Annotated in this window: 11 protein-coding genes; 6 read left to right on the top strand and 5 right to left on the bottom strand. The window is 71.9% G+C overall.

Features of this window, described 5'->3' with window-relative positions; all coding sequences use genetic code 11:
- Positions 1-3: 3 nt before the first annotated feature.
- From DVR05_RS11010 to DVR05_RS10995, 4 genes are all read left to right on the top strand, one after another.
- On the top strand, positions 4-570 hold the full coding sequence (locus DVR05_RS11010; protein ID WP_232832081.1) for a hypothetical protein: 567 nt from the start codon (positions 4-6) through the stop codon (positions 568-570).
- A 280-nt stretch (positions 571-850) separates the two neighbouring features.
- On the top strand, positions 851-2,509 hold the full coding sequence (locus DVR05_RS11005; protein ID WP_116245760.1) for an ABC-F family ATP-binding cassette domain-containing protein: 1,659 nt from the start codon (positions 851-853) through the stop codon (positions 2,507-2,509).
- Between the two features lie 258 nt (positions 2,510-2,767).
- On the top strand, positions 2,768-3,793 hold the full coding sequence (locus DVR05_RS11000; protein ID WP_116245759.1) for an ABC transporter permease: 1,026 nt from the start codon (positions 2,768-2,770) through the stop codon (positions 3,791-3,793).
- A gap of 85 nt (positions 3,794-3,878) precedes the next feature.
- A complete protein-coding gene (locus DVR05_RS10995) occupies positions 3,879-5,684 on the top strand; it encodes an ABC transporter substrate-binding protein (protein WP_116245758.1) in 1,806 nt (601 codons plus the stop codon).
- 262 nt (positions 5,685-5,946) lie between these two features.
- Here the strand turns inward: DVR05_RS10995 and DVR05_RS10990 are convergent, their stop codons facing one another.
- The 3 genes from DVR05_RS10990 to DVR05_RS10980 form a co-directional block, all read right to left on the bottom strand.
- Complete coding sequence (locus DVR05_RS10990) at positions 5,947-6,291, bottom strand: helix-turn-helix domain-containing protein (RefSeq protein WP_116245757.1); 345 nt, start codon at positions 6,289-6,291, stop codon at positions 5,947-5,949.
- A gap of 121 nt (positions 6,292-6,412) precedes the next feature.
- Complete coding sequence (locus DVR05_RS10985; RefSeq protein WP_116245756.1) at positions 6,413-6,499, bottom strand: DUF397 domain-containing protein; 87 nt, start codon at positions 6,497-6,499, stop codon at positions 6,413-6,415.
- A gap of 8 nt (positions 6,500-6,507) precedes the next feature.
- The gene (locus tag DVR05_RS10980; RefSeq protein ID WP_116245755.1) at positions 6,508-7,218 is read right to left on the bottom strand and encodes a TetR/AcrR family transcriptional regulator; all 711 of its coding nucleotides are present in this window, start codon (positions 7,216-7,218) and stop codon (positions 6,508-6,510) included.
- A gap of 123 nt (positions 7,219-7,341) precedes the next feature.
- Here DVR05_RS10980 and DVR05_RS10975 point away from each other — a divergent pair, with 123 nt between their 5' ends.
- A complete protein-coding gene (locus DVR05_RS10975) occupies positions 7,342-8,274 on the top strand; it encodes an NAD-dependent epimerase/dehydratase family protein (protein ID WP_116245754.1) in 933 nt (310 codons plus the stop codon).
- A gap of 117 nt (positions 8,275-8,391) precedes the next feature.
- Here DVR05_RS10975 and DVR05_RS10970 read toward each other — a convergent pair whose 3' ends face one another.
- Together DVR05_RS10970 and DVR05_RS10965 are read right to left on the bottom strand one after the other, a co-directional pair.
- Positions 8,392-8,616, bottom strand: coding sequence for a DUF2180 family protein (locus DVR05_RS10970; RefSeq protein ID WP_198659134.1), 225 nt, complete (start codon positions 8,614-8,616; stop codon positions 8,392-8,394).
- A 126-nt stretch (positions 8,617-8,742) separates the two neighbouring features.
- Positions 8,743-10,800, bottom strand: a complete 2,058-nt coding sequence (locus DVR05_RS10965) for a WD40 repeat domain-containing serine/threonine protein kinase (protein ID WP_116245753.1) — start codon at positions 10,798-10,800, stop codon at positions 8,743-8,745.
- A gap of 268 nt (positions 10,801-11,068) precedes the next feature.
- Here DVR05_RS10965 and DVR05_RS10960 point away from each other — a divergent pair, with 268 nt between their 5' ends.
- Positions 11,069-12,082, top strand: a complete 1,014-nt coding sequence (locus DVR05_RS10960; RefSeq protein ID WP_116245752.1) for an ABC transporter permease — start codon at positions 11,069-11,071, stop codon at positions 12,080-12,082.
- Positions 12,083-12,213 lie beyond the last annotated feature (131 nt).

Raw genomic sequence — 12,213 nt, 5'->3', positions numbered from 1 at the left:
CCGGTGCCGCCCCGGCGCGTCGTCCGCCGGGGCGGCACCGGTACGCTCGGGTTCGAGGAGATCCGGGGAGGGGAGCGGGTGCGCACCGGAATTCGACTGGTCGGGACGCTGCTCATGGCCGGTGCGGTCGCGGGCTGCGCGTCGGCGCTCGGCGGGGGACGGGCCTGCACGGAGATCGGCGTCCCGGTGGGGGTGGCCCTGGAGGTCGCTCCCCCGGACGCGGCGGGGGTACGGTCCGCCGAGGTGGAGGTGTGCTGGGACGGGCGGTGCCGCAGCTCCGAGGTCGAGCTGTCGGAGTCGACCGAGAGCGTCGACGAGGGGTGCGAGGACGGGACGTGCGGCGCGCGGTCCGTTCCCACCGGGGGAAGGCACGGTTTCGCGTTCGTCGAGGGTCTTCCGGCCGAGCCCGTGGAGGTACGGCTCGCGCTCCTGGGCGAGGACGGGGAGGAGCTCCTCACCGACACGGTCACCGTCACCCCCGAGATGCTGGAGCCCAACGGCCCGGGGTGCGGTGAGGGCGGACCGCAGGCGGGCGTGGTGGTGGAGGACGGCGCCCTGCGGGAGAGGTGACCGACCGACGGGGGAGCCGTTCCCGGCGGCGGGAAAACCCCTTGCTCCTCCCGGCCGCCCTCGGGTAGGTTGCCCCCGACATGCGTAACTGACATCGAGACCGACCGCCGGGCGCGCGGGGCTCGCCCCTTCCGGGGCTGGAGCCGGACCCCGCCCGGCGCACCCGTGTTCCCCGCAGCCGTGGTGCGGTCTCGATGTCGACGACCTCCGTCGTCCCTCGCGGCCGTCCCCGGGCGTCGCCGCGCGCATCGAGGCCCACCCCTCGACGAAGGGTGGTCCCATGACCTTCGACGCCAACACCCCCGCGCCCCCGCGCGGCTCGGCCGTGCTCACCGCACGCGACCTCGCCAAGTCCTACGGGACGCGCGTCGTCCTCGACGGCGTGTGCCTCGACGCGGCCCCCGGCCAGCGGCTCGGCCTGGTGGGGGAGAACGGCGTCGGCAAGTCGACCCTGCTGCGCCTGCTCGGCGGGGTGGAGGAGCCCGACGCCGGGACGGTGTCACGCCCGGCCGACACCGGTTTCCTGCACCAGGAGCTGCCGCACGGGCCCGACACGACCCTGGCCGAGGTGGTCGCCGAGGCCCTCGAACCCGTTCGCGCGGTCGAGCGCCGCCTGGCCGCCGGCGCCGCAGCGCTGGACGCCGACCCCGCGGACGACCGGGCCCTGCGCGAGTACGGTGAACTCCTCACCGAGGCGGAGCGCCTCCAGGTGTGGGACGCCGACCGGCGGGCGGAGGTGGTCACGGCGGGACTGGGCCTGGCCGGGATCGCCCCGGACCGTCCCGTCGGCCGGATGTCCGGCGGTCAGCGCGGTCGACTGGGGTTGGCGGCCCTGCTGATCCGCCGCCCCGGCGCGCTGCTGCTGGACGAGCCGACCAACCATCTGGACGACCGGGCGCTGGAGTTCCTGGAGGGGTACCTGCGCGCCCTGCCCGGTCTGGTCGTGCTGGCCAGCCACGACCGCGTGTTCCTGGACGCCGTGTGCACGGGTCTGACGGACCTGGACCCGGCGGTGGCCGGTCCCGTCAGCTACGGCGGCGCCTACTCCTTCTACCTGCGCGAGAAGCGTCTGGAGCGGGAGCGCTGGGAGCAGCGCCACCGGTGGGAGCAGGACGAGCTCAAGCACCTGCGGGAGGCGGTGCGCACCACCGCGCGCCGGGTCTCGCACGGGCGCGGCCCCACGGACAACGCGAAGATGGCCTACGACTACAGGGGCGGCCGGGTGGACCGGCAGGTCTCGCGCCGTGTCCGCGACGCCCGCAACCGCCTGGAGGCTCTGGAGCGCGACCAGGTGCGCCGGCCGCCGCGTCCGCTGCGCTTCGCCGGGGCCCTGACCCGGAACCCCGGTGCGCGGGGCGGTACCGCGCTCCGGGTCCGCGACCTGGTGGTTCCGGGCCGCCTGCGCCTGGAGCGGCTCGACCTGCCCGATACCGGTCGGCTCCTGGTCACCGGACCCAACGGGGCGGGCAAGTCCACGCTGCTGTACACGCTGGCGGGGCGGCTGCGGCCGGAGTCGGGCCGGGTCGAGTGGCGGCGCGGCGCGTCGGTGGCCCTCCTGGAGCAGGACGTGGTCTTCCCCGATCCGACGCGCACGCCGCGATCCCTGTACGAGGAACGGCACGGGGCCAGGTCCGACGCACCGAGCCTGGACGAGCTGGGGCTGGTCGCCCCGCGCGACCAGGACCGGCCGGTGGGGGAGCTGAGCGTGGGTCAGCGGCGGCGGTTGGCGCTCGCCCTGCTGGTCGGGCGCGCCCCGGACGCCCTGTTGTTGGACGAGCCGACCAACCACCTGTCGCTGGCGCTGGCCGAGGAACTGGAGGAGGCGCTGGGGTCGGCGCCCGGCGCCGTGGTCGTGGCCTCGCACGACCGGTGGCTGCGCCGCCGCTGGGCGGGGACGACCCTGCGCCTGGTCGACGGGCGGGCGGACCCGGACGCGTGATCCGCTGACGAACCGGCCTTCCACGGTCGCGCTCCGCCGCTCCCCGCGGAGCGCGACCCGCTCCCCGTGCGCGCTCCCGGCCGATCTGAATGAATCTACATCGTAAAGGTGGCGGCTCGAAGGCGCTCTCCACCACGACACCCGGGCCGCGCCGACCTCCACCGCGACACTCCCCTCGGCGCGGTCGCTGGAAAACCCGCGCGCGCCTCGGGCAGGCTGTGCGTAGCCAGTCGACTACACACAGAGAGTCAGGTGGGCATGGCCGCGCCGTTGGACGCGCCGGAGTCGTCCCAGCACGCCGAACCCGAGGAAGTCGTCGCCCGGGGGACCGACACGGCGAGCAGATCGCTGCGCCAGATCGCCTGGCGGCGCTTCCGCGAGGACAAGGCCGGGATGGCGGGCGGGATCACCGTGGTCGTGCTCATCCTCGTCGCCCTCCTCGCCCCCCTGCTCACCGCCTGGTTCGGATACCCGCCCAACCAGTTCAACCAGAGCCTGGTCGACCCCCTCACCGGCGGTGTCCTGCTCGACCCCGAACACCCCGAGCTCGGCCTCGACCCGTGGGGCGGCATCGGTCCCGACCACCTGCTCGGCGTCGAGCCCGTCAACGGCCGCGACCTGTTCAGCCGCATCGTCTACGGGGCGCGGACCTCACTGCTCGTCGCCACGGTGGCGACCGCGCTGTGCGTGCTCATCGGCACCGTCCTCGGCGTCACCGCCGGGTACTTCGGCGGCTGGGTGGACACCGTCATCAGCCGGGCCATGGACATCTTCCTGGCCTTCCCCCTGCTGCTGTTCGCCATCGCCCTGGTCGGCGTCATCCCCGACGGCGCCTTCGGGCTGACCGGGAACGACCTGCGCATCGGCGTCCTGGTGTTCATCATCGGGTTCTTCAACTGGCCCTACATCGGCCGTATCGTCCGCGGCCAGACCCTCACCCTGAAGGAACGGGAGTTCGTGGAGGCGTCCCGGAGCCTGGGGGCGGGCAGCGCCCACATCGTCTTCCGCGAGATCCTGCCCAACCTCGTCACCCCCATCCTCGTCTACTCCACCCTGCTCATCCCCACCAACATCCTCTTCGAGGCCGCCCTGAGCTTCCTCGGCGTCGGCATCAACCCGCCCACCCCCACCTGGGGCGGCATGCTCGACAACGCGCTGCGCTTCTACACCACCTCACCGCACTTCGTCATCGTGCCGGGCCTGGCCATCTTCATCACCGTCCTGGCCTTCAACCTGTTCGGCGACGGCCTGCGCGACGCCTTCGACCCCCGTTCCTCCGACTGACGGGTCCTCGGACCCGGCACCCCCACGTCCCCGACCCCGGGCCGTGCTCCCGACGAGCCCGACAGACAACCGACCAGGAGGCAAGGTGACCACCCACCACACAAGAACCCCGGCGCAGCACCCGAGGCGCCGTCGACGGGCACTCGCGCCCACGGCCGTCGCGACCGCGGCGGCCCTGCTGCTGGCCGCCTGCGGCGGCGACGGAGGCGGCGGCGGGGGCGAGCTGTCCGGCGCCGAGTTCAACGCGGGCGAGACCAGCATCGTCAACCCCTCGGACGCCACCGGCGGCACCCTGCGCTACGCCATCTCCTCCGACTTCGACTCGCCCGACCCGGGCAACACCTACTACGCGTTCAGCTGGAACTTCTCCCGCTACTACGCGCGCACGCTGCTCACCTACACCGAGGCGCCGGGGGAGGAGGGCACCGAACTCCAGCCCGACCTGGCCGAGGCGATGCCCGAGCCCAACGAGGACGCCACCGAGTGGACCGTGCGCATCAAACAGGGCCTCAGGTACGAGGACGGCACGGAGATCACCGCCCGCGACATCAAGTACGCGATCGCGCGCAGCAACTTCGGCGCCCAGGCCCTGCCCAACGGCCCCAAGTACTTCCAGAGCCTGCTGGCCGACAGCGAGGACTACGAGGGGCCGTACGCGAGTGACGGAGACCCGCTGGAGGGCTTCGACGGGATCGAGACCCCCGACGACCACACCCTCGTCTTCCACCTCAACAAGAGCTTCTCGGAGTTCCCGTACGTGCTCATCCAGCCGCAGACGGCGCCCGTCCCGCCGGACGCCGACCGCGGTGAGCAGTACCAGAGCCACGTCATCTCCTCGGGCCCCTACAAGTTCGACGGCGACTACCGTCCGGGGGTGTCCCTCAACCTGGTCCGCAACGAGGAGTGGGACGCCTCCACCGACCCGACCCGCCGGGCCCTGCCCGACCGGATCGAGGTGCGCATCGGCGTCGACCAGAACGAGATCGACCAGCGCCTGGTCAACGGCGAGCTCGACGTGGACCTGGCCGGAACCGGGGTCGGGCCCGCGATGAAGGGCACGCTGATCACGGACGAGAACGAGCGCCCCAACCTCGACAACCCGCAGACCAACACGCTGCGCTACGTCAACGTCAACACCGTGGTCGAGCCCCTGAACAACCTGGCCTGCCGCCAGGCGGTGCTCTACGCCGCCGACCGCGACTCCCTGCAACGCGCCTGGGGCGGGGACACCGGCGGCGACATCGCCACCCAGATCATGCCCGCCGCCCTGCCGGGGGCCGATCCCGAGATGGACCTCTACCCGTCCGAGGACAACAAGGGCGACCTGGACATGGCGCGGCAGAAACTGGAGGAGTGCGGCCACCCCGACGGCTTCTCGACCGCCATCGGCGCCCGCGCCGACCGGCCCTCGGACGTGAGCACCGCCGAGGCGTTGCAGCAGTCGCTGGCGCGGGTGGGGATCGACGCGGAGATCAAGCAGTACCCGTCGGACACCTACACCAACACCCAGGCGGGGTCGCCGGACTTCGTGCACGCCAACGACCTGGGCCTGACCGTCTACGGCTGGGCGCCGGACTGGGCCAGCGGGTACGGGTTCATGAGCAAGATCCTGGACGGGGACGCCATCCGGGACGCGGGCAACGCCAACATCTCCGAGCTGGACGACCCGCAGATCAACGAGTGGTTCGACGAGGTCGTCACGATCGAGGACCCCGCCGAGCGCGCCGAGATCTACAGGCAGATCGACGAGCGGGCGATGGAGCAGGCCGCGATCCTGCCGGTGGTGTTCGAGCGGACGGTGCTGTACCGGCCGCCGAACCTGACCAACGTGTACTACCACGCGGGCTACTCGATGTACGACTACATGTCCCTCGGAACGACCAGGGAATAGAGAACAGCAGGAAAACCTGGTAAAGCGCGGGCCGGTAGCGCCCCTCATCCCCCTTGTGGGGCGACTATGGGGCAGAAGCAGGGTGCTACCGGCCCGCCCCGGGACAAGGGACCGGCAGGTCGCGCAGCAACGCCACCGGGGACGGGGGAAGGCCGATGTCCCGCGCGCTCCCGTACTCGGGTGGCCTGCTCGATGGCCGCGACGACACCGAGACGTGCACCCGGTGCCGCGAAGAGAAACCGGTGGACGCGTTCCCGCCGGATCACGGGTACCGGCGTGGCGCGTGCCGGGACTGCGAAAACGCCGCCCGCCGGGTACCCCACCCCGCAAGGACCGGGTGTTTGGCTCCGTGCGGCACCCCGGCCGCCGCCGCTACCGGCGCGGGGATCGGGTGGGCACCCGGACCCTGGACGATCAGGCGGACGAGTTCGCGCTCCTGGCCGGAGGTGAGCACGGTGTCGGCGCCGTGGGGCTTGGGTGCCGGTGCGTCAGCGCCGCCCTGCTTCCAGGCGTGGTGCCACGTGTGGACGGCTTGGCGGGAGACGCCGAGCATCCGAGCGATCGCGGCCCGGGAGCGCTCGCCTGCCTCGAACAGAGCGGCGGCCATCCTGCGGCGGTTGTGGGGCTCTTCGGGGGGTTCGCGGGTTCTGGGGGACCTCCCTGACCTGTGACACAACAGCTCTTTGGCCTGGTCAACCCCCGATCGAAGAGTGGCCGTGGGCGGTGTGTCAGGCGTCGACGGCCGTGACGAACGCGCGCCACTCGCGGTCCTCGAAGACCCGGTGGAGGGCGTCGGGGTGCCTGGAGTCGCGCATGGCGGGGGTCAGCGCACCCCGTTCCGTTCGACGAGCCCCAGCATGTCGCCGAGGTGCGCCACGTGTTGGCGGAAGGCGGCCTCCCGGTCCTCCATCACCGCGTCGAGCTGGCCGAAGACCTCGAAGCCGACCCAGCCGTACAGGCCCGTCCAAACGGACAGCGCACGGGCCACGACCTCCTCCGGGCAGTCACCGAACAGCTCGCGGACGATCGGGGACAGGCCCAGCGCTCCGGCCTGGGGGAGCGCCCGGTCCGCCGTGCGCAACGCGCCCGCCCGGTGGGCGTCCTCGGTGATCCGGGCGAGCACGGCGGTGTCGCGGACGGCGGGGCCGACGGTGTCCCCCGGGGCTCGGTATCCGGGCACGGGGGAGCCGAAGAGCAGTGCGTACTCGTGCGGGTGGGCGAGCGCCCAGTCGCGCACCGCGTGGCACGAGGACCGCCACCGCCCGGGGAAGTCGGAGGTGTCGCGGGTGGCGTCGGCCTCCTCCACCACGCGGCCGAGCGCGTTGTAACCGTCGATGATCAGCGTGGTCAGCAGGTCGTCCTTGGCGGGGAAGTAGCGGTAGACGGCGGAGGAGGCCATGCCGAGGTCGCGGGCGACGGCGCGCAGGGAGAGTCCGGCGGCGCCAGCGGTGGCCAGATGGCGGCGCGCGGTCCGGGTGATCTCGTCGGTCAGTTCGGCGCGGGCACGTTCTCGGGCGGTCTGGCTTGCCTTCATGGGGCGCAGCTTAGCAGAGCGGCGATCACATTCAAGAGCGGTGCTCTTGACTTGGTGTGCCAAAAGCGAGAGCATCGCTCTTGGAAAAGAGCACTGATCTCTTAGTAGTGGGAGGACACACCTATGGCGCGTCACGTCGTCGTCGGAGCGGGGCAGATCGGATCCCCTCTGGCCAGTGCGCTGCACCGCAGGGGGAACGAGGTCACCCTCATCAGCCGTTCCGGGCGAGGCCCCGGCGAGGTCGAGAGGGTCGCGGCCGACGCCTCCGACCGCAGGCGTCTGACCGAGCTCGTCCGTGGGGCCGACGTCCTGTACAACTGCGCGAACCCGCCCTACCACCGCTGGCCCACGCACTGGCCGCCCCTGGCCGCCTCCCTGCTGGGTGCCGCCGAGGACACCGGTGCGGACTACGTCCTGCTCGGCAACCTCTACGTCTACGCGCCGCCGACCCGTCCGATGCGCGAGTCCGACCCGCTGGACCCGCCCAGCGCCAAAGCCGCGACGCGGGCGCGGATGTGGCGGGACGCGCTCGCGGCGCACGAGGCGGGTCGGGTTCGCGTGACCGAGGTCAGAGCCGGGGACTTCTACGGTCCGGGGTGCGTGGACCAGACGTACTTCGGCGAGCGGTTCGTCGCCCGCCTGCTTCAGGGCAGGGCGGCCAACTTCGTCTACGACGCGGACCAACCGCACACGTGGACCTATGTCCATGACGTGGTCGAGGCCCTGGCCGTGGCGGCCACCGACGAACGCTCGTTCGGGCGCGCCTGGCACGCCCCCTCCAACCCGCCGGTCAGCGCACGCCGGATCGCCGAGGAGGTCGGGAGGATCGCGGGCCTGGACGGGGCGAGGGTGGACGTCCTGCCGGGCTGGCTGGTGCGGGCGCTCGGTCTGTTCTCCCCGACGCTGCGTGAGCTGGAGGAGGTCCGCTACCAGTTCATCCGGCCGTTCGTAGCCGACTCCACCGACTTCCAGGACACGTTCGGTGTGACCCCGACCCCGCTGGAGGACACGCTGAAGGAGACGGTGGCGTGGTGGCGCGAGCGCCTGGCGGGCTGAACGGAGCCGCTCCCCGCAGAGGTCGCCGTCCCGGCGCCGTACCGGCCCCACCTCGTCCGTGAACACGTGGCCCGGGTGGAGCGGCGACCTCGTTCCGTGGCGGGAAACCCCGCCGGTTCAGCCTCCGTGGTCGAGCCCCTCGGCGTGGTAGCAGACCGGGCAGGTGATGTGGCGGGCCGGATCGGGCAGCTCGCTCTGCCCCGGGTTCGCGGCCCGGCGGACCTCCACCGGGGTCTCGTGCGCGTGCTCGATGCACACCCCGGCCCCGCACCTCATACACACCGCGACGGCGGAGGCGGTCGGCCCCTCACGGGCACAGTCGTAGCACTCCACGTCGGTCACCTCCTCCATCCCTGGTCAGTCGCCTGACAGGAACCCCCTCACCTCTCGCATGCCCCTCTGGACCCCGCTCACACCTCGGGGCGGGCCAGGATGCGGTCCCGGGACGGAGGTTCGGGTTCCGGGGCCTCAACCGACGTCCCAGAGCACGACGGTTCCGCCGGAATCTGCGGTGGCGAGCGTGCCTCCGTCCGGGCTGAACGCCAGGGACCACACGGCTGACTCCTGGCCGGTCAGGGTGGCGACGGTGTCAGTGATCTCGGTGTCCCACAGGTGTGCGGTGCCGCTGCGGCCACCGACGGCGAGCGTGCCGTCCTCAGGTCCGAAGGCGACGAAGTACACGCCGTTTTCGTGGTCCAAGGTCGCCAGGCTCTCGTCGGTGCCCGGGCCCGGGCCCGGGCCGACCTCGGTGTCCCAGAGCCGTACGGTCCGGTCCCAGCTCCCGGTGGCGAGGGTTTCGCCGTCCGGGCTGAAGGCGATCGACCGCACGGCTGACCGGTGCTCGGTGAGGGTGGCGGTGTTGTCTCCGGTGCCGGTGTCCCAGAGCCGTACCGTTCCGTCCCAGCTCCCGGCGGCGAGCAGGGCGCCGTCGGGGCTGAACGCCACTGAGTAGACCGCGCTGTCCAGTTCGAGGGTGGTGGTGTTCTCCCCGGTGGCGGTGTCCCAGAGCCGTACCGTTCGGTCACCGCCGCCGGTGGCCAGGGTGCCGTCGGGACCGAACGCCACCGACCGCACACTGCCGTCGTGCCCTCCGAGCGTGGCGGTGTTGTCTCCGGTGGCGGTGTCCCAGAGCCGGACGGTCTCGTCGGCGCTTCCGGTGGCGAGGGTTTCGCCGTCCGGGCTGAAGGCGACGGACCACACGGCTGACCGGTGCTCGGTAAGGGTGGCGGTGTTGTCTCCGGTGCCGGTGTCCCAGAGCCGGACGGTGTCGTCGATGCCGCCGGTGGCGAGGGTTTCGCCGTCCGGACTGAACGCCGCCGTGTACACGCTTCCGTCATGGCCGGTGAGAGTCGCTGCCACGGTGGGCTCTGAGAAGACCCGCAGGGCGAAGCCGACCAGGACCACCGCGGTGATCACCGCGGCGACGATCGCCCGCCTCCGTATCGGCGGGGACAGGTGTCGGGGGCTCCATCCCGGGATCGTTCGGACGCGGGGGACGGACCGCGGAGCGGCCTCCGTGACGCGAGCCGACCGCGGCGCGTGTGCCCCAGTGGGCTTCGCCGTCCCGAGCCGCTCGGTCTCGGTGGCGTCCTCGGAGGGGGGATCGCTGTGCGGCGGTGGGGGAAGGATCTCGGGAGCCTTGGGAACCGGCCTCGGCGGTGGGCCGCTGACCGGTTCGGGGAGGGGCGTGTCGGAGCCGCGCGGCGGAGGCCAGGAGTCGTGGAGGTCGTGTGCCTCGAACCGGGTGAGGATCTGGTCCGGGGTAGGGCGCTGGGCCGGATCGTGGTTCCAGCAGGCGGTGATCAGTTCCCGGACCTCGGTGTCGAGTTCGCCGGGGTCGGGTGGGGGACTGATGAGGCGGCGCAGAGTCTCGGCCATGGTGGCCCCGTTGAAGGGGTTGGTGCCGGTGGCGGCGTAGGCGAGCACGCTTCCCAGGGAGAACACGTCCGAGGCCGGGCCCACCCGCGAGCCGTCCGTCTGTTCGGGCGACATGTAGGGCAGGGTGCCGAACACCGCGCCGCGCGTCGTCATACTGTCGGCGTCCAGCGGACGGGCGATGCCGAAGTCGATGATGCGCGGCCCGTCGTGGGCCAGGATGATGTTGCCGGGTTTGAGGTCGCGGTGCACCAGATCGCACTCGTGGATGGCCTTGAGCCCCTCGGTGAGTCCCGCTGCCAGGACGTGCAGCGCGGGCGGGGCGATGGGTCCCCCGTCACGGACGGCCCGGCCGAGTGTGGGGCCGGGGATGTGCGCGGTGGCGATCCACGGTGCGGCCGCCTCGGGGTCGGCGTCCACGACCTGGGCCGTGTGGAAACCACCGACCCGGCGGGCCGCGTCCGCTTCGCGGGCGAACCTGGTACGGAAACCCGGGTCTTCGGCGTACTCGGACCGGATGACCTTGATGACGATCTGACGTCCCGAAGCGGTACGGGCCAGGTAGACCTGGCCCATGCCCCCGGCGCCCAGACGTGCGGTCAGCCGGAAACTGCCGATGCGCGGGGGGTCGGTGGGGTGCAGAGGCTCCACATCGTCAGCCTTCTACCCGGAACAGGGGGTTGGGGGGGCGGGTGTCGACCGTCGAGTATGCCAGGAAGCTCTGCGGCGCGGGAGATGTGCGCCGAAATCGGTCAGCGGGTTCCGGCCGACGCGACCACGGTGCGCATCCGTGATCGAGTGAACACGTTCCGCTAGCGTGATCCCGTGGACACGCCCTCGACGAGGGCGTTCACCACGGCCCCGGCCGCACACGCCGTGGCCGCCCCCGCCGCCGGAGTCCCCGTCGAGAGAGCGCGCCTTGCTGACCTACATCCTGCGCCGCCTGGGCGCCGGTCTCCTGTTGCTCGCCGTGGTCACGATGGTCACGTTCGCCATCTTCTACGTGGTGCCCCGCTGGGCGGGCCGCACCACCGAGCAGCTGGCCACCATGTACGTCGGCCGCGCTCCCACCCCGGAGGCGATCCAGGCGACCATCGAACGGCTGGGGCTGGACCGGCCGATCGCCGTCCAGTTCTGGGAGTTCGTCAAGGGGATCTTCGTCGGTGCCGAGTACCAGTTCGGCAGGGACGTCGTCGAGTGTCCGGCGCCGTGCCTGGGTTACTCCTTCCAGACCTACCAGCCGGTCTTCACCGAGATCGTCCACCGCCTTCCGGTGACCGTCTCCCTGGCGATCGGCGCGGGCGTCATCTGGCTGGTCGGCGGGATCGCCGTGGGGGTGGTCTCGGCCGTGTGGAAGGGCAGTGTCTTCGACCGGATCGCCATGGGCGTGGCGCTCGCCGGGGTGTCCCTGCCGATCTTCTTCACCGGCCTGCTGGCGCTGGCCTTCCCCGTGCACGCGTGGGACTGGTTCCCCACCCCGCGCTACGTACCCCTGGTCCAGGACCCGGTGGCGTGGGCGGTCGGCCTGTTCCTCCCGTGGCTGACCCTGGCGTTCCTGCACGCGGCCATGTACGCGCGCCAGACCCGCGCGGGCATGCTGGAGAGCCTCGGCGAGGACTACATCCGCACCGCCCGGGCCAAGGGGCTCAGTGAACGCAGGGTGGTGCTCAAGCACGCGCTGCGGCCCACGCTGACCCCGATCGTCACCATCTTCGGCCTCGACCTGGGCCTGGTGCTCGGCGGTGCGGTTCTGACCGAACAGGTCTTCTCCCTCAACGGCATCGGCCGGTACGCGGTCCAGGCCATCACCCAGAGCGACCTGCCGGTGATCCTGGGCGTGACCCTGGTCGGGGCGTTCTTCATCGTGGTCGCCAACCTGGTCGTGGACCTGGTGTACCCGCTCATCGACCCCCGTGTCCGCATCCACGACTAGATCCTGAGCAACGAAGAGGCCGTCCGATGAGCCAGATTCCGCCCGAACCCGCCGCGCCCTCCCCGTCCACCGAGCCCGTCGTCCGGGTGGACGACCTGCGGGTGACGTTCCCGACGATGGACGGTGACGTC

The sequence above is a fragment of the Nocardiopsis sp. FIRDI 009 genome (assembly GCF_003386285.1).
In the GTDB taxonomy this organism is placed as follows: Bacteria; Actinomycetota; Actinomycetes; order Streptosporangiales; family Streptosporangiaceae; genus Nocardiopsis.
Note: the sequence above shows the minus strand (reverse complement) of the source record. Positions and strands in the feature narration are given on the sequence as shown.